This window comes from Mesorhizobium sp. CNPSo 4671 (assembly GCF_057784245.1).
In genome coordinates this window covers 15,882-37,115 of sequence record NZ_JBWLUW010000027.1, presented here as the reverse complement: position 1 = coordinate 37,115, position 21,234 = coordinate 15,882, and the positions used below count along the sequence as shown (strand labels likewise).

Annotated in this window: 13 protein-coding genes; 4 read left to right on the top strand and 9 right to left on the bottom strand. The window is 56.3% G+C overall.

Features of this window, described 5'->3' with window-relative positions:
- Window positions 1-235: 235 nt before the first annotated feature.
- Window positions 236-430, bottom strand: coding sequence for a hypothetical protein (locus tag AC04SF_RS35570; RefSeq protein ID WP_488481583.1), 195 nt, complete (start codon window positions 428-430; stop codon window positions 236-238).
- 783 nt (window positions 431-1,213) lie between these two features.
- On the opposite strand from AC04SF_RS35570, the gene AC04SF_RS35565 reads away from it, so the two are divergent.
- Window positions 1,214-2,377 carry a porin gene (locus tag AC04SF_RS35565; RefSeq protein WP_488481582.1) on the top strand — a complete coding sequence of 388 codons (1,164 nt, stop codon included), beginning with the start codon at window positions 1,214-1,216 and terminating at the stop codon, window positions 2,375-2,377.
- Between the two features lie 382 nt (window positions 2,378-2,759).
- Here AC04SF_RS35565 and AC04SF_RS35560 read toward each other — a convergent pair whose 3' ends face one another.
- The 5 genes from AC04SF_RS35560 to AC04SF_RS35540 are packed head-to-tail and all read right to left on the bottom strand — an operon-like array spanning window position 2,760 to window position 7,149.
- Window positions 2,760-3,542: an ABC transporter permease gene (locus AC04SF_RS35560; protein WP_488481581.1), complete on the bottom strand. Its 783-nt coding sequence runs from the start codon at window positions 3,540-3,542 to the stop codon at window positions 2,760-2,762.
- Between the two features lie 4 nt (window positions 3,543-3,546).
- Window positions 3,547-4,575 carry a nodulation factor ABC transporter ATP-binding protein NodI gene (gene nodI, locus AC04SF_RS35555; protein WP_488481580.1) on the bottom strand — a complete coding sequence of 343 codons (1,029 nt, stop codon included), beginning with the start codon at window positions 4,573-4,575 and terminating at the stop codon, window positions 3,547-3,549.
- Window positions 4,576-4,614: 39 nt separating this feature from the next.
- Window positions 4,615-5,895 carry a chitooligosaccharide synthase NodC gene (nodC, locus tag AC04SF_RS35550; protein ID WP_488481579.1) on the bottom strand — a complete coding sequence of 427 codons (1,281 nt, stop codon included), beginning with the start codon at window positions 5,893-5,895 and terminating at the stop codon, window positions 4,615-4,617.
- 13 nt (window positions 5,896-5,908) lie between these two features.
- On the bottom strand, window positions 5,909-6,541 hold the full coding sequence (gene nodB, locus AC04SF_RS35545; RefSeq protein ID WP_488481591.1) for a chitooligosaccharide deacetylase NodB: 633 nt from the start codon (window positions 6,539-6,541) through the stop codon (window positions 5,909-5,911).
- A 23-nt stretch (window positions 6,542-6,564) separates the two neighbouring features.
- Window positions 6,565-7,149: a NodA family N-acyltransferase gene (locus tag AC04SF_RS35540; protein ID WP_488481578.1), complete on the bottom strand. Its 585-nt coding sequence runs from the start codon at window positions 7,147-7,149 to the stop codon at window positions 6,565-6,567.
- Window positions 7,150-7,607: 458 nt separating this feature from the next.
- Between AC04SF_RS35540 and AC04SF_RS35535 the strand changes: the two genes are divergently transcribed.
- The 3 genes from AC04SF_RS35535 (at window position 7,608) to fcl (ending at window position 10,951) form a co-directional block, all read left to right on the top strand.
- Window positions 7,608-8,645 carry a nodulation protein NodZ gene (locus tag AC04SF_RS35535; protein WP_488481577.1) on the top strand — a complete coding sequence of 346 codons (1,038 nt, stop codon included), beginning with the start codon at window positions 7,608-7,610 and terminating at the stop codon, window positions 8,643-8,645.
- Between the two features lie 210 nt (window positions 8,646-8,855).
- Complete coding sequence (gmd, locus tag AC04SF_RS35530; protein WP_488481576.1) at window positions 8,856-9,926, top strand: GDP-mannose 4,6-dehydratase; 1,071 nt, start codon at window positions 8,856-8,858, stop codon at window positions 9,924-9,926.
- Window positions 9,926-10,951 (top strand): GDP-L-fucose synthase, encoded by a 1,026-nt coding sequence (gene fcl, locus AC04SF_RS35525; protein WP_488481575.1) that lies wholly within the window; start codon window positions 9,926-9,928, stop codon window positions 10,949-10,951. Before gmd ends, fcl begins: the two co-directional genes overlap by 1 nt.
- On the opposite strand, the gene AC04SF_RS35520 is transcribed toward fcl, so the two are convergent.
- The 3 genes from AC04SF_RS35520 to AC04SF_RS35510 form a co-directional block, all read right to left on the bottom strand.
- On the bottom strand, window positions 10,948-11,556 hold the full coding sequence (locus AC04SF_RS35520) for a 4'-phosphopantetheinyl transferase family protein (protein ID WP_488481574.1): 609 nt from the start codon (window positions 11,554-11,556) through the stop codon (window positions 10,948-10,950). The genes fcl and AC04SF_RS35520 overlap by 4 nt on opposite strands.
- A gap of 251 nt (window positions 11,557-11,807) precedes the next feature.
- On the bottom strand, window positions 11,808-13,190 hold the full coding sequence (locus AC04SF_RS35515) for an MATE family efflux transporter (RefSeq protein ID WP_488481573.1): 1,383 nt from the start codon (window positions 13,188-13,190) through the stop codon (window positions 11,808-11,810).
- Window positions 13,165-19,689 carry an amino acid adenylation domain-containing protein gene (locus AC04SF_RS35510; protein WP_488481572.1) on the bottom strand — a complete coding sequence of 2,175 codons (6,525 nt, stop codon included), beginning with the start codon at window positions 19,687-19,689 and terminating at the stop codon, window positions 13,165-13,167. Before AC04SF_RS35510 ends, AC04SF_RS35515 begins: the two co-directional genes overlap by 26 nt.
- Between the last annotated feature and the right edge of the window lie 1,545 nt (window positions 19,690-21,234).

Here is a 21,234-nt window from a genome sequence, read left to right as displayed (position 1 = left end):
GGGGTTCGCGCGACCTTTGCGGGGTCGCGCGCATGCCGAACGAGTTTTGCTCCTTTCGTTTCAAGGGGTGGACTGATTGAGGAAATTCCGATGGCCTCCGGTGATTGCGCCAGGGGACGATCGACGTCGATCGCCTGCGCGCGAGATCAACGTTCGCCCTTGGTCATCCTGGGTGTTGCGCGCATTGGGTCTGCAAGCCGAGGCGTCAGATGCACATCATATCAGGCTGATGAGTTCAACTTGCAGCATTGATATGAAAAGAGAGAAGTTTCCTCTTGCCATTGGCTGAGGCGACAGGTGACTTTTTTCGTGTTGATATAGCCAGCAATGCGAAACCTCGATGCTCGGCCACGTTGGCTTCATATAATTCCAATGCGAAGCCCAAGGTGGAAACAATCAGCAAAGCCGTTTCCGCCATTGTATAGGTCATCTGTTTTCTCCACTTCTGGTACACAACCTTCATTTGTTTTAGCCCTGAATAAATCGCATCAATCAGGCATCATGTCTGTTAAACGTTGGCGCACGAAAAACGACTGTTCGATAGTGTTAGAGGCGAGACAGCAAACGCCATGCCAGATGCAGCGATCTTGATTTTCAATGGGTTACGCCAATTGCCGTGCCGCTATTTTGTCGGATTCCTTGCAGAATTTTGAAGGGCACCGGTAGCTCCCGATATTTTGGGATCGGTTGAGGTCTTTCACCGTTACCGCCCTGCCCTGACGTACTGAACGGTGCCGCATAAGGGGTCAATGTCGAGGCTCAAACAATTCCCGTCACCATTCCACGAAACCTGTCGCGCATCGAACATAACAACAGTACCCAAAACGTCTGCGTTTCGTGTGCTCGGCTTGTCTCAAAGCAACGGCAAACCAAGGTTGGCCGGGAAACTGGATTTAACGCGGAACTGCGTTAGCGAATGGCACGTCAATTGCGTAGGAAAATTGGAAACTGTGGCGGCAGTGTGCACGACTAGGGACATAACTATGGCGATTGGCTCACACAATGGCTGAATTCTCTACCTTAATTGCGGTCAGTACAGTCTATAAACACCTATTACTGAGAGGACGCTATAGGTTTCGCCGCCTTTGTTCTTGACTGTTGGTCACCCGGCGCAAGTCGCCGCGCATTGCGCCTCACTTTTCCATCGTGGGGATAGCGGAAGGGTCCGCTCTTGACGTCCTTCCGCTTTTTTATCTTTGAACGGAGATCAAGAATGAACATCATGAGCCTTCTTGTCGGCTCAGCTGCGGCCCTGATTGCAGTTTCCGATGCCGGCGCCGTCGACGCGATCGTCGCCGAACCAGACTCGACCAAATACGTCAAGATCTGCGACGTCTATGGGGCGGGCTATTACTATATCCCAGGCACCGAAACCTGCCTGCGCATCGGCGGCTATGTCCGCTACGAAACCGGCTTTGGTGACGTTGGGTCATTCGATGGCGCGAAGGCAACCGACCGCAAAGACGGCAGCACCAACGCCACCTTGCAGAACAATGCCCGCTTCACGCTAAAGACCTGGACCAATCAGGAAACCGAGTTCGGCACGTTGAAGACCTATACCGAAACCCGCGTGAACTTTGGCAACCGTACCGCACATTCCGATCCGGACAGCCGTCAAGGTTTTGCTTCCAACAGAGACCTCGGCCTGACTTTCGCTTGGATTCAGCTTGGTGAGCTGCGAGTTGGCAAGGACTGGTCGGCCTTCGACATGTTTATCGGCTATCCTGCCAACGTGCTCAATCTGATGCTTGTTCCCTACGGTGATCTCGATACCAACGTAGTCCAGTACTATTTTGATGCCGCTAACGGCTTCTCGGCCGTAGTCTCGCTTGAAGAAGGCGAAGGCGCGGTCGGCACCATCGACAGCTACGTTCCGCACGTGGTCAGTGGCCTGAAATACACACAACAATGGGGCGCGATCGCCGGCGTAGCTGCCTATGCTAGCAGCTACAAATCGGTGGCCGGAAAGCTTCGCGTTGACATCAATGTCACCACCGAACTGTCGCTGTTCGGAATGTTCGGCTACGGCTCCAATGGCAAGCTCAACGATAATTCCACCAACGCAATTGACGCTCGCGGCCGCGGCTTCTACAAAATTTGGGGCGGCAACTGGGCTTTTTGGGCAGGTTCCACTTACAGGTTCAACGAGACAACTTCGTTCAACCTTCAGCTCTCGGGTGATCAGCTCAAGAACTATGGTATCGCTATCAATGTCGCCTATACTATCGTCCCTGATTTCACGATTACAGCCGAAATGGATTATAACCGCTACGGCGACTTCGCCGTCGACGTGGCTGACCCTTCCATCGTGAACAGGACCAACGCCGACAAAAAGAACAGCGTCGGCGGCATCCTGCGTTTCCAACGCTCATTTTAAGGGGATGAAATGCTGCATTTGGCTGGAGTGGCCCAATCCGAACGTCGCGTGGAAGCCAGGCGACATTCGTCGCCCGGTGCATAGCGGCGATACCATGGGCTTGTTTCGGTGCTGCAAGGAAGTCTCACGGTCGCCCTAAGCTCAGAGACAATGTCGTTGCATCCAGGCCGGGACTTCGGGTTCGTCACCGGTATGCGGCACCCTATGCCGAGACCGCATCGCCGGCAAATGCGCTTGATGCCGATCGGCGCTTTGACGCCGCTGTATCCTTTGGGAGTGACGCGGGGATTTTCCGGACCACCGACAAGCTGGATCAAGATCTACAGCCTAAATGCTTCGGAGTACCTATCCAGACGATACAGGTCGGATATGCGAACGTTGGTCAGCGCATCAGCCGCCTATGAAGCAAGCCCAGCGACAGGATGAACGGAATTACTATGTAGATGCAAAGCGCGCCGATGTGCAGGCCGACGCTTTCAACCGAGCGTCCAAGCAGCGTCGGACGAATGAGATCGATGGAATGTGACAGCGGCAAGAAACGCGACAGCCGCTGAATTGAGTCGGGTTGTTGCGTGAGCGGAAAGAGCGCGCCGGACAAGAACAGCATCGGGGTGACGACAAGGGTCTGGTAGAATATGAAATAGTCGTAGCTGGGTGCAAGGGCCGTGACAATCATGGCTAAGCTCGCGAAGGCAAAGCCCGTAAGCGCGATAAATGGCAAGGCACAGAGGACGGACGCCCATTGCGCATAGCCTAGCATGGCAGCAACAACAGTAATTCCTATACCGGCCACAAGGGCCTTGGTGGCTGCCCACGCCAATTCACCTAGAACGATATCGCCAAGAGAAAGTTGTGTACACAGGATCGCTTCCCAGGTTCCGCCCATACGACCGTAGACCGCATAAAGCGTTTCGAAGGTCGACGCAGTCATCGCGCTTGCGGCGACCATGCCCGCTGCCAGAAAGGCGATGTACGATGTACCCTCAACATGCCCTACCATTATTCCGAAGCCGGTGCCCAGGCCAAAGAAGTAGATCATTGGATCGGCAAGGCTGCCGAGAATTGAAGCAAGTGCAACCTTCTTCCACGCCAGATAATTGCGACGCCATACCGCAATCCAGTTCCACCCATTGGCGGGCAGAGCCGTCGCATAACGTTCCCACATCCGTCTAATCCCTCATTTCCCGACCAGTCAGCCGCAAAAAGACATCCTCAAGATTGGGCGGCCGCTCTAGAAGCCGCAGGCCGGGCCGCTCACGAAGTTGTGCGCGGACCTGATCCGGATTGGTCGCATAGCAGAAGAGGGTCTCTCCGCTCACCTCCAAGCGCCGAACATAAGGCCTGACCAGCGTACTCAGCTCACCCGGGTTACCACCGTATATCTCAACTACCTGACAGCCGATCTGCTCCTCAATCAGCACATGAGGCCGACCTTCAATAATCTTGCGCCCTTCTTCAAGGATGCACAATCGATCGCACAGCCGCTCTGCCTCATCCATGAAATGGGTCGTCAGGAGAATCGTTTTGCCGCGTGCCAACAGGTGCCGTAACCGTTCCCAGATCAAGTGGCGCGCGTGCGTGTCGAGACCAGTAGTCGGCTCGTCCAGTATCAGGAGCTGTGGGTCATTGATGAGTGCACGCGCAAGCATCAGGCGCCGCTTCATGCCGCCAGACAGATCCGCAACGCGCGAGTTCGCTTTGCTCTCGAGGCGCGCGAAATCGAGCAGAGATGGGATGACTGCTTCGATCTCGCGCGTGCTCATGCCGAAGTAACGACCGAACATCATCAGGTTCTCGCGCACCGTGAATTCCAGATCAAGGTTGTCGAACTGCGCTACCACGCCGATGCCGCTGCGTGCCAGGCGAGCCCTTTCTGGCACAGGTACTCCGAGCACAGCGATGCTGCCTGCGTGAGGCGGTGTCATGCCGAGGACCATACGCACGATTGTGCTTTTCCCCGCCCCGTTCGGCCCCAGCAGACCGAAGCACTCCCCGGCCGCAACCGTGAACGAGAGCCCGTCGACAACGGACCTGCCGCCATATGACTTTCTTACCCCCGCAAGATTAATCGCCGGGACTGAAACACAGTCAGCTGGAGAATGTTCTGCATCTATACGCCCGTCGTTCTCCTGCTCGAGCCGATTGGGACCGCACCGGGACCGACCATCCGCGATCGATTTCTGATGCAGTAAATTCATGCCCCGACTCAAGCTCGTCCATCTAGAGTAACGCAAGTATCACCCGTCACTTCGAGGGCCCTGAGGCACCGCCAGCCTTTGCGTTTGAAGGACGTTCAGTTTCTCATCACTATCGGCTACGCTGGTCGCGGGTCCGCGCGACAACCAATCGCTGTTGCTCAATGTACACAACGCATAGGCTTTCAAGGGAAGTAAGAGAAAGATGTTGATGAGTGTGTGCAGCGAGAACGCGAGAAATCGAAGTTGGCCCGCTCGCAGGGCCACTACGCTGCAGCGTATCGCGGTCATGGATCCAATCATGAGGATTGTCGACCAGGGAACCGTGGCGGTCAGTGCCAATTGTGCGAGCCCCGTCAGCACCGAGAGGGCGAGAAGCAGCGGACCAAGGTTCTGTCCGATCACGTCCAGCGTCAGATAGCGATCGAGACCAGATAGCAGACGCAGCCCAAGCAAGGTGTCCCGGAACGTACTCCTTGCCCAGCGCAGTTGTTGGCGCAGATACGGTTTTAGCCTATTTGGAACAACGGTGGCCGCGATGGCGTCGGGGACGTACTCCGTTTGAAAGCCTGCCTTCAGCATAAGGATCGTGAGATGGCGATCCTCGCCGAAGTCGCTTGGCTTGCCCCTAAAGAATTGCGTCTCGTATTGATCGAGCAGCAAAAGGAGCGCGGACCGGCGGTACATGGCACAGGGGCCACAGCAACACATTACAGCGCCGAAGCGAGCCTGCGCCGCACGCTCCTCGTTGCAAGCAAGCCAATACTCCATATCGATCAATCGTGTCAGCCAAGTGTCGCTGCGATTGCTAGCCACGAGCTGACCCATTGCCGCGCCTATCGCGGGATCCTTCATCTTCAGGACAAGTCTGGAAACGACGTCGGACGCGATTGTGGTATCCGAGTCCACGTTGAGCACCAAATCTCCCGACGAACGTCGTATCGCGGCAATCTGCGCTTTACGCTTTCCGACGTTCTTTGGCAGTAAAATGAAGTGAAACTTCGGGTTATGCGCATAATGCGCCTGCACGGATACGACGGCATCCCGATTGGCAGAACCGTCATCGACTACATAGACCCGCACCTCTCCCTTATAATCTTGATCCGCAATGGAGGCCAAGCAAGCACAAAGCGTCCGCGGCTCCTCATTGTAGCTCGGCACAATGACATCCACGCTCGGCAGCATGTCGGAAGCGGCGGCACTCCCAGGCGCAGATGACAAGTTCGGTGGCAAGGCATAAATGGCTTGCATGCCTTTGTAAGCAGTCGAGAGCAGCGCATATAAAGCAATGGCCACACTGCTGGTGGTGCCGAGCAGATCCATGGAATACCGTTCGTTAATGATGCTGAGCAAGCGAGCGGATTGAAAATCCGCGAAGCTGCAACGCTGGGATTATGCGAGATAGCGCCTCGACCGTCTGATCGCGTAGGCTGCCATGAGTGCCCGGCTCCGACTCGCCGGGAGGGCATCCGTCGTGCAGAAGGACGATCGCGCCGGGGCGGACCGACGCCAAGACTGAATCGACAATGGCATCGACCCCGGGGCGAGACCAGTCGCGAGGATCCACCGACCAGTGCACGGGCGCCATTTCGGCCTTGGCCGAGGCAGCAAGTACTTCTTCTGTCCAGGCTCCAAATGGCGCTCGCATGTGTCGGACCGAGGCGCGGGGGCATGCCATCCGGATCGCACTGTTTGCCTCAAGTATTTCGTGTTCTATTTCACCGAGACCGCATGTAGACAGGTCCAAATGAGTCATCGTGTGGTTAGCGACCTCGTGCCCTTCGGCAACCATACGTCGGATGAGTTCCGGTCGGTCTTTCGCGTAAGCACCAATGACAAAGAAAGTCGCCGACACACGGTGTTTCGCCAGCAGGTCCAGAATCTCAGGAGTGGAGAGCGGATCTGGGCCATCGTCGAACGTCAGGTAAACGCTACGATCTTCGGCGCCATCGACGGAGAGAAGCGGCATTTCGGATTTGCAATTCGGTTGTTTCACAGCTCTGGACCATTCCTGTCAATGAACGTTCCGGTGGGCCACTCGCTCATTGGACGTCCGATCGGAAAAACAACAACGAGTTGCTCCTCGAACCGCGTGGGGGGCAGGTCGAGGTACACATCTGCGAGGGTGGAGCGGACGCGAACGTCCGGAAGGATGGTCGCCAGACCGTCTTGGCAGAGCCTAGCAACACGCTTGAAGAGAGCGTGCCGCACAGTGCCGAACAGAAATGGAACGCCAAGCTGCCGAAGTGAAGGGACCAACGCCCGCATCGAATGAGCGAGTCCACGCCCTTCCAGGTCTGGGCGGACTCCCCACAGTCCTAGTTCGCCCACCAATAGGTCAGTCTCACCAACTTTGATAAAGCGGCGTAATACTCCAATGTGAGCCGCCACACCGCGCGAGTCGTAGCCGACGATACGCAGCTCGGGCCGTGCTCCGGCCCAGCTGCGACCATTCTCAAATGGTTTTGCGTTAAAGGCACCCGTCGGCCCATAGGTCGCTCGAAAAAACTCACAAAGCTCTGTGTGGTCGGAGAGTTCTAACTCGCTCTCCCAGCACCGTGTCCACCGGACCTGCATATGCGTGCTCCTGGCACCGCCCCGACTTTGGGGCCGGTGCAATCAGACTAATTCAGCATCTTCTAATAGCTCTCCACGCGGCCGGTAAAATTGATTCTTTGGATCATTTTTATCCAAACCGTGAATGTCTCGTGACTCGGAGCAAGTCGCGGGAATGCAGGGTTAGCCCGTCGTCAAAGGCATTTCCGATGGTATCCACCACATGGATAAAACCCATACACACAATCAATTTTACAAATTCCGCCTAGGCCCATTAGAACACGCTAAATTTGTCCGGAAGCGAGTGCATCGGCGTCAATATCTGCGAGCGGCGCGATAAGGGCGGGCAGAGCTGAGGAAGCTCTTCCGCTTACGTCGCAGTACAACGGGGACTCACAGGTGCCCGAGGTCGCGGTCGACCTGTGATCGGAAACGTCAGATGCAACTTCGTTTTCTTCTCTGAAACGAGACTATGAACAATGCAGGTCAGCGGATTGAAGCGCCGGTTTGTCGTCTCTCGCAGGCGTACGGGTTTCGGTGACTGTTTGTGGTCGCTGGCCGCGGCCTGGCACTACGCTCGGCGGTCGGGACGAACGCTAGCCATCGACTGGCGCGGATCCTGCTATCTCAATCAACCCTTCACAAATGCCTTTCCGGTGTTCTTCCAGCCGATCAAAGACATCGCTGGCGTATCGGTTGTTTGCGACGACGGGATCAATGATTTTTCCTTCCCGGGACCATTCTTCCCAGCCTCGTGGAATAGGTCATCGCTCGACTGCGTTTACCGTCCAGATGAGCTGATTTTCCAAGAGCGCGAGGAATTAAGCGATCTCTTCAAGGCTGAGCAGGATGTCGAAGCGAACACGGTCGTGTGTGACGCTTGTTTGATGTGGCGTTGTGATGAGGATGCCGAGCGGCAGGTGTTCCAGAGTGTCAAGCTCCGGCCCGAAATTCAATCACGTATAGACGACATCTATCAGGAGCGTTTTGAGGGACACAGCATAATCGGAGTTCATGTTCGGCATGGTAACGGTGAAGACATAATGGACCATGCCCCCTACTGGGGTGACCCGGAGCTCGCCGTTCGCCAAGTGTGCACTGCGATTGATGAAGCTAAAGCGTTACCGCACTCAAGGCCGGTCCGGGTGTTCTTGTGCACGGACAGCGAGCAGGTCCTGGATCAGGTGTCGGCAAGGTTTCCCGATCTTCTCACCGTCTCCAAACGTTTCCGATCCGACCAGGCGGGCCCTTTACACACTGCAGCACAAGGCGTTGACGGCGGAATTTCCGCCCTCGTTGAGATGTATCTTCTCGGGCGCTGCGACACCGTCATTCGTTTTCCCCCGACCAGCGCGTTTAGCCGATATGCGCGCCTTTTCGTCCCCCGGGTAATTGAGTTCGATCTGAAGGACCCAAGACGTCTGATTTTGATAGAAAACAGTCAAATCTCTGGTCCCAGCCGAGACGCGCCATGGCGGCCATTCAGCGAATGCAAGGAACCGGCATGGGGCCATTAGGTGCGTTCCACGGGATGCGGGCCCAAGTCATAATGTTCGGCCGCCGACGTCAAAACGCACCAAGCGCGACAGTGTGGCGGCACTCCCATTGCGCATGGCGTACCGCTGGCGCCGTCTGATGATCTGCGCCAACGAGGGATGATCTCGCTGGAGAACCCGGGCAGTCACCCAAACGCCTCGCGCCAAGCAAACACATCGGAGATTTCGAAGGTGGCAAACCAAAAAACAGCTTTGATAACGGGCATAACGGGACAGGATGGGGCATACCTTGCGGAACTGCTGTTGGACAAAGGCTACATAGTCCACGGCATAAAGCGTCGTTCATCATCATTCAACACCGGACGAATTGAGCACATTTATCAGGATCCGCACGACCCTGAGGCCAGACTTTTTCTCCACTATGGAGATATGACGGATGCAACCAATTTGCTGCGCATTATTCAGCAAGCCCAACCGGATGAAATCTACAACCTTGCCGCGCAAAGCCACGTCCAGGTAAGCTTCGAGACGCCTGAATACACCGCAAACGCGGATGCGCTAGGTACATTGCGCATGCTGGAAGCTATCCGAATTCTTGGATTGAGCAATCGGACGCGGTTTTACCAGGCGTCATCTTCAGAGTTATATGGGTTGGTTCAACAGGTCCCCCAAAACGAAAAAACACCGTTCTACCCACGTTCACCTTACGCTGCCGCTAAACTCTACGCATACTGGACTGTCGTAAATTATAGAGAGGCTTACGGCATCCACGCATCCAACGGTATTCTTTTCAATCACGAAAGCCCACTTCGTGGTGAAACATTTGTCACGCGCAAGATTACGCGGGCCGCGGCAGCAATCAGCGTGGGCAAACAGGAAGTGCTTTACCTCGGCAATCTCGACGCTCAACGTGATTGGGGCCACGCTCGCGAGTATGTGCGCGGCATGTGGATGATGTGTCAGCAAGATAGCCCTGACGACTATGTCCTGGCCACGGGCGTGACGACATCTGTCCGCACGTTTGTGGAATGGGCATTCGACGAAGTCGGAATGACGATTGAATGGCTGGGAGAAGGCATCGAGGAACGAGGTATTGATGCCGCCACAGGCAAGTGCATCGTGGCGGTGGATCCGCGTTATTTCAGACCGACAGAGGTAGATCTTCTCCTAGGCGATCCGACCAAAGCCCAGCAGGTCCTGGGCTGGAGACACGAGACGAGCGTAAGGGAGCTTGTCCGCGAAATGGCCAGGGAAGATCTGAAGTTAATGAACGGCACGTCACACTCTGGGGGTCGGATTTGATGTACTCGCTGAGCGGGAAACGAGTTTGGGTTGCAGGACACCGAGGTATGGTCGGCAGCGCCATAGTACAGTCGCTTGCTTCAGAAGATTGCGACGTCATTGTTGCGGATAGACAAACCCTTGATCTAACGCGGCAAGAGGCCGTTCTGCAATTTCTGTCAAAAGAAAAACCGGACGCCGTCGTAATGGCTGCGGCGAGGGTTGGCGGTATCCTGGCAAACTCGACCATGCCCGCCGATTTCATCTACCAGAACCTGATAATGGAGGCCAATGTCATCGACGCCTCGTTTCGAAATGGCGTTGAGAAGCTTGTTTTTCTGGGATCGAGTTGCATTTATCCGAAGTACGCCTCGCAACCCATCAAAGAAGACGCGCTCCTGACTGGTCCGCTTGAGCCGACGAACGAATGGTACGCAATCGCAAAGATCGCCGGCATTAAGTTGTGTCAGGCCTACCGCATACAATATGGCGTGGACTTCATCTCGGCCATGCCGACGAACCTCTATGGTCCTCGCGATAATTTCGATCTTAGCTTAGGACATGTTCTGCCGGCATTAATACGCAAGGCACACGATGCAAAGGTCAAAAACCTAGATCGGATGTGTGTATGGGGAAGCGGAACACCCCGTCGGGAGTTCTTGTACTGTGAAGATTGTGCCGACGCCTTGATTTTCCTGCTTAAACATTACTCTGAGGCAGAGCACATTAACGTAGGGTTCGGCAGCGACATGACTATTCTTGAGCTTGTGCGAGTCGTTTGCGATGTCGTCGGCTTTCAAGGCGAGATAGAACTTGATGTCTCCAAGCCGGACGGAACGCCGAGAAAGCTTATATCCAGCGAAAAACTGCTAGGGATGGGGTGGCGCCCTAAAACATCCATCGAGGTGGGAATTGCCAAAACTTATGACTGGTTTATCCGAAATGTAGCGGACAGACAGACTGCGATGAGCGGGCTGAGAGTACCTCCCGCAGCAGAACCGCCGGCTTCGGAGTTCACCCGTCAAATCCGGACGTATCTCACCTAGCGTCCGGCGGCTGGAAAACGCAACAGCGGATTGAGCGCCGGAACGAAGACGGCCGTGAGGATCAGTCCATCGGCAATGATGAACCGGCCGCGAAGCTCCCATGCACGACCTCTGGCCGGCCGGAATGTGTGAGGGAGGCGAGCACGAAATTTGCCTTCGTCGGGCATGATAGCGACCACGGCATCCTCGAAGCCCAGCCATTCACGTGTGAGCGGGAACCATGCCTTGAAGATGCTTTCCTTGGCACTGAAAAGCAACCGGTCCCACTTGAGGCGGCCGGATGCGTTGGCCAGCCAATTTCGTTCCTCGTCAACCGAGACGAGCTCCAATACGCCCGACGGCAACTCCTCGTCGACTTCTGCATCAATTCCAAGCGCAGCGCAGTCTTCATGGCGAGCGACGGCGGCAGCATAGAATCCAGCACAATGTGTTATGCTGCCAACCACACCAGGTGGCCAAAGCGGCTCACGGTCAGGTCCCCTTGGGATTGCGCAAGGAGGAACGCCGAGCTTGGACAATGCCGCTCTGGCGCAGGCGCGCCCGAGCGAGAATTCACGTCTTCTGCTTTCGGCCGCGGTGGCGATTGCACTCTCTTCTTCGGCCATCACCGGCACACTGCCGACATTCGCTGCTCGACAGGTTTGCACAGCAACATATGGGGGGAGCAACGTATCCAGATGTCCTCGCTTTCTCGACCATGACTCCGTTGTTTGGCGGCTTAGCGCGCTGCGGTCCACTTCCGTGCTTTGTCCTCGCCCTGTTGACGGAGTGATCATTGGCGTGCCCGTACGGAGCGGTCTTGTACTGGATCAGGTTCTTCAACCACCATTTGAGGCAGAACCGATATGATCGCTCTTCATGTCAGCCCTTTAGCCTCGACCCGATCCTCCAGCTCAGCGAGGGCATTCTTCAGAACGCCGATCTGACCGCGAATTACAAACAGAGCAATCAGCCCCGCCAGCAACTCGGCAACCGCCTGGCTCGCCAGCAGTCCGTCAAAGCCCCAAACAGCTGGAAACAGCAGTATGGCAGGTATGAAAAGATAGCCTTGCCTGGCTAGGGAAACGACGGCGCCAAGCCGCACTCTCCCCAATGACTGAAGCAGGGTGATCGTAACGTGCTGAACGCCAAAGAGGCCGAAGAAAAGGTGAAAAACAACACAGGCAGAGGCGGCGATATCGATTACATCCACGTTATCGCTGAAAAGCGAAACCACTGGTCGAGCAAAAATCAGGACCACGGCGGAAAAGCTGACTGAAAATGCGACGGCTATGGAAAGCATGAACTTGGCGGCCTTCTCAACCCGGGCGAAATCCTGTGCTCCCCAACCGAAACCAAGCACCGCCTGAGAGCCCATGCAGAAGCCTATAATTGGGAGCGCCCCGATCGTTGACAATCGCGTGGCTATTCCCACAGCGGCAACTGAAGCGTCACCAAATGGCGCGGCGGCGCGGTAGAAGAGCATGAATGCAACGGCAGACAAAATACTGGTGATGGTTGCCGGCGCTCCAACGGCCGCGATCTGTTTGATGCGACCCATCCTAAAGCTAACGTAAGAAGTTCCGACACGGACACGCCCACGCCTCTTCAGAAAATACGCCACGTAGAGGCTGATGGCGGCGATCTGGGACAACAGCGTCGCGAACGCCGCTCCTCGAACGCCCAGACCGAGCGAAAAAATGAAGATGGGGTCGAGCACGGCATTCAGCGCGAAGGCCGTGATCATGGTCCACATGCTGAAACGTGTATTGCCCTCGGCCCTTACGATGAACCCATTGACCACGTTCAGCAGCATGAGAGTGTAGCCTAACAGCAGCGTCGAAGCGTACTCGAGCGCGGCCGGCATGATTGTCGCACTGGTGCCCAGCAAAGCGAGAAGCTCGCGCAGATTCAGGAGCAGACCGACAGTAAGCGCCAATCCGATCGGAATCGCGAGAGCGAGTGCCAAGCTCGCGCCTCGGTTCGCCTCAAGCGACCTGCCCGCGCCAAGATTACTAGACACGAATGACGCCGTGCCAACGCCGATACCCTGTCCGATTGCCAAGAGGAGGACAACTATCGGAAAAGTCATGCTGACGGCGGCGATAGCCTGGGCCCCAAGCGTGCCTACAAAGATCGCGTTGACGAACTGCTGCAGCGCATTGATCGACAAGCCAATAATTGAAGGAATGGCGAGTCGGACGATGAGGCGGGAAAGTTTTTCGTCCGACAGATCAATGCGCTTTTCCGGTGCGGCCATGCTTCCGATTGCCCTGTTCATCACCTCGCACCGGCTTATAGTCGGCCGAACGACCGGCTACTGCAGATGTGTTGATTATCTGGAGCAGTTCCTGGTGCAAGATTGTGCACAGGTTGCGGGTCGTTCCATAGCCAACCTGTCTTGGATCGTATCTCACTTCAATCTGCAGCTCGCCAGCTTCGTATCCGACATTGAACCAGAAGAGGTAGTTCATGGCGGATTGTTTCATATTTTCGCCGATCCAAAGCGAGTGCGGATCTCTGTCTAACAGACGCCGTCGATAATGGTGTTGCAGTCGTGCTCGATAGTTCAGTCCGATCCTAGGCAACGGCAATTGGTCGATGCGCTTGCGCACTGCCGGATCCCGGTTCAAGAACTTCATCGCCCGAAAACCGATCCCCCGGCGCGGCAGCGCGTTGCGCTGCCGATATATCGAACGAGCGCGATCTTGAGGGGTGTCCTTCCCTGTCAGATATAAGGGAAGCGGAACCAGTTCGCCGACAAATCCGATGATCTGAGATGGATCGATGTCGTCGAACAATTCACCTCTGGTCGATGTGAGGCTGTCGATCCAAAGCGAGTAATTCCCGAATGCGCGGCCAAATGCCCCTGACAGGGCCGAAAGGACTATATCAAAATCCTCGCATTGTGCAGACGTCGCCGAGACATTGAGAAGTCTGGCCGTCTCCTTCTCGCCGAGCGTTACGCAATATTTGGCCTGATCCTGCCAAAATGGCCTGCAATATTCTTCATTTAACAACCCCTCCAGCCGTGCATAATGGAGCCTTCTGGCAGTTTCATCCAAAAATTCCGCTGTGCCCGATCCGCTATCGCTCACATGCAGATCGAGCAGATCATATCGAATCCCCTCCCAATATTCGAGTTCGGTTGGCGCCTCGCTATCTGCGTAATGGCCCAATCGCTCCAGCCAGTGAGAGAGAGACGTCGTCCCTTGATCCGCAATGGGGCCGCCTGCGGCTAGCGTATTGTAGGCTGTTTCCAGTGCATTGAGGAACAGTCGGTATCCAGTCCCGTCCACCACGAAGTGATGCATCAAAACAAGCAGATAGTAATCGCCGCGCTCTGATGTCCGGAAGGCTGAAAGCCTGACAAGAAGGGATTCGCCATCAAACCGAAAGCTGGTTTGACGCTCTGCGCAGGCGCCTTCCATGATCGTCAGCTGTTCTGCCGTGGTCATGCCGACCAGATCTATTTCTTCCACGAGCGGATTTGGTACCGGTCCGATTGCCTGCGACAGGCCGTTCTCGGTTTGGACTATTCGAAGTCTCAGTCCTTCGTTCCGGCCAATGACATGAGCAAGGGCGCCTTCGAGGATTGATAGATTCAAAAGACCGGCGGGCAGGAAGAAGAGGTCGCCTATGTTGTAGTGCTCGCCTAAACCGACAAGGCTATTCCAAGAGGAGACGCCAGGAGTCACTCGCATCGGCCCAGCGGGGAGCTCATTGGCAGAGTTCGTCGTGGCCGCTGCGATCTCCTTGGCCAATTCCCGAATGGTCGGTGTTCTGTACAGTTGGGCGACGGTCAAGCTCAGCCCGGCTTTACGCGCTAATGTAACGCAACGCACGCTCAGAAGAGAGTTTCCGCCAATATCAAAGAAACTGTCATCGATCCCGATGGATTTGACGCTCAACAATTCCTGCCAAATCCCGGCGAGAAGTCGCTCCCGTTGCGTGCTCGGCTCAGGGGATTGCACACCCCGAAGCTCGCGCGACCGGACAGATGAGAGACGGCAACGATCTATTTTCCCGCTCGCCGTGAGTGGCATGTGGTCCACGGTGCGAAACTCGGATGGTATCATGTAAGGTGGCAATTCCTGCCGTAGGTGATTCACCACATCTAGCGAGGTAAGGCTGTCGTCGGTTAGGACCACGATGGCCACCAGTCGCCGATTTTCGTCCGCTCCCCGAACGATTGCCGTGGCCCTCGCAATTCCAGGATGCGCTTCAAGGGCGGTTTCGATTTCCTCCAACTCGATTCGGAAACCACGGAGCTTGATTTGGTTGTCCGACCGACCGCAAATCTCCAGAAGACCTTCGGCTGTGACACGAGCGACATCGCCACTGCGATAAAGAAGGCCGTATTGGCCGTCATCGAATGGATTGGCCACGAAACTTTGCTTCGTTCGCTTGCGGTCCCGCCAGTACCCGGTGCTTAGGCAGCGTCCCGCGACGCAGAGTTCGCCTGCTACCCCGACGGGGACCCGCTCAAGCTGCGCATTGAGCACGTAGATTTTCACATTGTCGATTGGGCGCCCCACAGGCACAACTTTAGAGCCATCGTCGGTCCCCGATGTTGCATAGACTGCCGCATTAGACGCGCATTCCGTTGCGCCATAAAAATTCCATAACGGCACATCCGGAAAGCACTCTCGCCAACGAGAAGGAAGCGATGGCGGCATTGGTTCAGCACTGCTTGTGACCAGGCGCAAGCTGGTCGCCTGCGCATGTCGCTTTTGGGAGGCGATCAGACCGGACAGAATGGGTGGGGAGGCGAACAATCGGGTTACGCGATGCTTCGTCAAGGCGCTCAACAAGAGGTCGGGGTCGAGCAAATATTCATCGGTCAGGATCAGCGTCGGGATGCCTCTCAGGAGGCCTCCAAGATACTCCCATGCTGCTGCAACAAGTGCCCCCGACTTCTGAACGACTGCCACCTCGGCGTCATCAAACGGAAAGCATCGCCACATCCAGTTCAGTCGATTGAGTATTGCTGTCTCGGGTATGAGCACGCCTTTCGCTTTACCCGTGGAGGATGACGTGTAAATCAGGCTCGCTGCGTCCTTATCAGGCCGCACCACCTCGCGGTGCGACGCCCGAGTGGGGCAGGATCTGGCCTGCAGGGAAGACACGCTAACGGACGGGACACCGAAATCGATCTCTTCATCCGCGCGGGCGTGGATCAGCAGCTTGGCACGGCTATCTCTGATGATGTGGCTGATCCGTTCCTTCGGGTAATCTGGCGATATAGGCACGACAGTCGCCTGCACGGCTCGGATGGCCAAAGTTGTAGCGGCCACATCTGGTGACCGATCGATCAGCATGGCGACCATGTCGCCCTGCCCTACCTCGCAGGTACGCAGAGCGGACTGGATCGCCGCCATGCGCTCGCGCAGTTGGCCGAACGTGACTTCTCCGAACTCGCCGAAATACGCCACCCGGTCGTTCTTTGCGCTGACGTGATTGAAGGCCTGCACGAGCGAAGGCTCGTTCTCGTATACCTGTTCGGGGCCCTTGAGCGCGTCCAGCATGGCGACCTCCGAGGGGCACAGGCAGTCCAGGGCGACTATCGGCTCAGCAGGACTATCGACACAGGCAGCAATAAGCTGGCGAAGGTTGGCGGCCATGCGAGCGATCAGCTCACCTGAAAAAATGTCTTCTGCATATGCCAGTTGCAGCGCGATCTCATCGCCCTGGTCTTGCGCATATAGGGTAAGGTCGAACTTTACATAACCTGTGTCATACTCACGAAACGTCAGATCCAAATCGCGTCCGGCCGGCGGCTCCTGGGGTTCGGAGTACATATTGAACATGACCTGGAAGATCGGAGATCGACCAGCTTCGCGGTACAATCGGGCGTCCCTCACCATCCAACTGAAAGGATACGCCGAATTCGCGATGGCATCGCTGACAAGGGTTTGCACACGCGTCACGTGAGCCACAAAGGACTTGTTGACATCGATCGTGGTTCGGATTGGCAGCATATTGAGGAAGAAACCAACGATCTCCTCGGTGCCTGTTTGGTCACGCACGACGTGCGGTATACCGACAATGACATCGTCCTGACCGCTATACATCCGCAACAGCAGCTTAAAGCATGCCAACAGCATCGTGGATGTGGTGCACCTGTGCCGATGAGCAAAACGCCTCACTTGATCCGACAGTTCTTCACCAAGCGGAGCCGCATGCGAGGCCCCGCGGTAGGAATTTCCTTTCGGCCGGGGTCGATCGCTCCCTAGCAAAAGCGCGGGCGGGTTGTCGCCAATCTGCCCACGCCAATAGCGCTGCTGCTCGACCAGCGATTCCGGTGTAACGTGTACAGCTTCCCAGTGCGCATAGGCCGAGAGTGACACACGATGCTGCGGAGAAAACGGGGAAGCATTGGAGTATCTCGTTCGCAGGTCTCTGAGCAGGATCGAGATTGACCAGGCATCTATAATGATTTCGTGCGCGGTTATCAGTATTAGATGATCATCTGGGGCAAAGCGGATCATGCGCGCACGAAACAAACGGCCCTGGCTGAGATCAAAGGCGTCATTGAGCTCGGTCTGCCGCATCTCCGCCACAAGCGCCTCAGCCTCTTTTGGCGTAAGGTGATCAGCGTGAACCAATTCTAAGTTGGGGTGCGGATTGTCAAAAATCTGGACAGGCCCGTCGTCGTCGCTGAAACGAGCCGAGAGCGCGTCGTGAGCCCCGACGACATCGATCCAAGCTTCATTGAAGGCAGTGGGATCGATTGCTCCTCGTATGCGCAGGCCGCCTTGAATGATGTAGTTCCTCGCGTCCGGATCGAGCTGCCAGAGGAACCACAGGTGTTCCTGCACCCGTGTCAGCGTTGACCGTCCGTGCTTCTGGCCCGCGGGAGGCATGTTGTGCGTGGTTTCCGATCGACTTGACAGCGATGCTGCCAGCGACCTGACGGTCCCATTTAGCACCAGCCTGAAATCCATCTTCGCCCCGAACTGCCTCTGCAGCCGGGCTAGTACAAGCATCGCCCGCAGTGAATCCCCGCCAAGGTCCATAAACCGGTCGTTCACGCCGATACCTTTGATGCGAAGAACGCTGGACCAGATATCTCGCAGCTTGGTTTCGAGTTCCGTCTTTGGTTCCTCGAAGGAACTCAGCAGCTGAGGGCGAATAGTTGTGGCGTCCGGCAAAGCTGCAAAGTCGACTTTCCCGTTTCTGGTAATTGGAATGCGATCGACATGAATGATTCGGTCCGGGACCATGTAGGCAGGAAGCATTTCGGCAACAAAGCTTCGGAGTTCGCTTTCCAAGACTTCGGGAGAGGCCGACACGTAGGCCACTATCCGTCTTGGCCTGTTGCTTCCGTCGGCCTTGGTTATGTCTCTTGCTGTAAGCTTCACGCCTTTATTGACGGGTGCTATGGCGACGGCGCCACTAACCGAAGGATGGGCGCAGAGACGAGACTCGATCTCTCCAAGCTCGACCCGGTGCCCGCGAATCTTGACCTGGCGATCTCGTCTGCCAAGACATTCCAGCAGCCCGTCAGCTCTGAAGCGTCCGAGATCACCAGTTTTATAAAGGCGCCGATGGGATGGATGGCTGGAGAACGGGTTTGGAAAAAAAGCATCTTTGGTACGCGCGCTATCGTTGATGTAGCCAGCAGCGACACCGACTCCGCTGACACAGATCTCGCCGACTTCGCCCGTCCTGCACGGCCGCCATCCATCGGCGACATAGACTTCAAGATTGGAGATCGACCGACCGATCGGTACATAGGCGTCAGCTGTACCCGGCGGGATAGAAACCACATGGTGTGTAACCCCGTCAGCACATTCTGTCGGGCCATAGTGATTGAGAATTGGGACTTGGGGATACAGTGCCAACCACGCGCGCGCCAAGGCAGGCGTCAGCGGCTCGCCGACCGTGGAGATCATGCGCAAGGCACTGAGGGGTCGCTCGTCGACCGGGAGTGTCTGCAGAGAGTCAACAAATATGGCAAGCACCGATGGGACAAATTGAACAATTGTGACGCCCTGTTCCCCGAGCGCCTTGAGAAGAGCGATCGGAGATCTAAGCGTCGCATCGTCGATAATCGCGACGCGGCTTCCAACGCATAGGCCTGCCAAGAGCTGCCACAGCGAGATGTCAAAGCAATGCGAAGCAGTTTGAGCGATGCAGTCCTTTTCGGTCAGCTCGAGCGCATCGATCTTGGCCGTCAAATGGTTGTTTAGTCCAGCGCGCTCGACCATCACACCTTTTGGCCAACCCGTCGAACCGGACGTAAACAAGATGTAAGCCAGGCCGCGTTCAGCCGATGAGGGCATCACGGAAGCGGCACTGTCCCCTGTTAACGCGGTCTGCACCGCCATGAATTCTCGATTGCCATGGCTGTTTTGTTGAAGCACGCCAAGGGTCTCCGGTCGCTCTTTCCCGATAATCAGAGTGCATCCACTCTGCTCGAGAATGAATGAAGTGCGTGAGGCGGGTAAAGATGGATCGAGCGGCAAGTATGTCGAGCCGGCCTTCAGGATTGCGATTACTATAGCTGCCCAATTGGGATCTCGTTCACCCCAATAGCCCACGATCGCTCCCACCGCGCAGCGCTCTCGTAGAGTGCTCGCGATGCTGGCCGACATGACGCGCAGCTCACCATAGGTGAGTTCCGCCGCGCCATGCGTAATCGCGATTCTGTCCGGAAACGCTGCTCCGATCTTATCGATAGCCGCGATCACATCGGTGAACCGACGGCCGACCAGATTGTACTTCTCACGTGGATTTTCGTTAAACATGCGCATCCAGCTCTGCGCCGCTACTTGCGCCGCACTCGAAACCTACAATTTTTAGGGTATGCCCCGTTCTGGGAGTCCAAGTTGCGCCGGCGGTCCCGGTCAACCACGAACAAGGTCGGAATTTCCCACAGCCTCGGGCCCTCCAAAGCTTGTTCATTTCGCCTGCGCGGTCGAGCGCGATCCGATGCATCAGACTCGGACCTTCTCTGTCAGCCTCACGCGTCGAATTTTGGTGCGCTCATCTCTCCCGTTAGAGCGTGTTCATGAGTGCAACTACGACCTCAACTTTGCAGTCCTGTATTTCTGCTGCATCCATAACAGATGGTGCATGGCGGCCACATGGTCGGCACAACGCAAGATGCTTCGATGCCAAGGCTGCAAGTTCGTGATGGGCTGCCCAGGCGGCCAGGCCTCCGACCGGGGCTCTATCTGCAAGACATGTTGCTCTCCAAAGCTATTGCCACAGGCTGCGCGACACTATGCGCGAGACGAAGCAGCCCTCACGCAATGTTCCCGCATCTCAATGAGCAAAGGCCGTGCCAACGCGCTCAGCCGGGGGAAGCACATGATGCGCGTCGAAAAACCACAATATCTAAGATGGCAGGTGTAATGAACCTGACATGTTACTGTCAGGTTTTGGACACGCATCACGAGCATCGCACCGCCACAAGCGTACGCCGCTACGACGTTGTTCTGTGCTATGCGCGGACAGGGTCAAATAGCCGCGGCCACGGCAGATGCCGAGGTCCCGCTCCATTACGCACCGGCGGGGACTTACTCACCTGGTGTGGTGATAGAGGATCTGGACCGGCAGCATCCTGGCCCTGCAGTTCAGCGCCGGCTCGGCCGCGCATGGCGCTCTTGAAGGGTTTTAAGCCGGTCGGTTCTGCACCTGGGGTCTCGATTCCATCCTGACCCCATCGATGGCGCGTCTACGCCGAACCCGCGCGCATTGCCGACCAGGCTTCAACCTCGAGGCGCCCCGGCTGCCAGAAAATCCGCAAACGGCATAGCCAGGCTGCGCCCCACCCAAATGCGGGCTCGAGCTGCCATCCACTGCGCGGTTCGCCCTGCGGACATCAGACAGCGCTGCGCACGATGATCAGCACCGCGCGCCCATCGCTCAAACCCCCCAACCGGGCAAATCCAACGCTGGAAACGAACTCGAAACTGGATAGAGATTGGGGCCGAGGTCAGTAGTTATCCGTCTGTCTTCTGGCCGCTTCAGTGTCCTCGTCCTGTTTCCGCCGGCCGAGCCTCCAACCGGGTTTTCAGGCAACCCTAAGAGGAAACGGCAGATCGTGGTGTCTGTTGCCCTGGTCGCCGCATGATCAGCACGTCGCCAAATCGCATCGAGGCGTTGCAACAGATCTTTCAAAGAAATTCATAGACTCTTAGCAACTCCAAACCGCTGTGAATGGTACGCTTGTCGAGACATGTAAAGTCGGGCAGGTCGAAACCGACATGGCCTTTCGGGAGCATGCAAGATGCGGAGAACGCCAATGACAAGGTCCGAAGGACGAGTGCCCCATTTTCCTATATGACGTGATG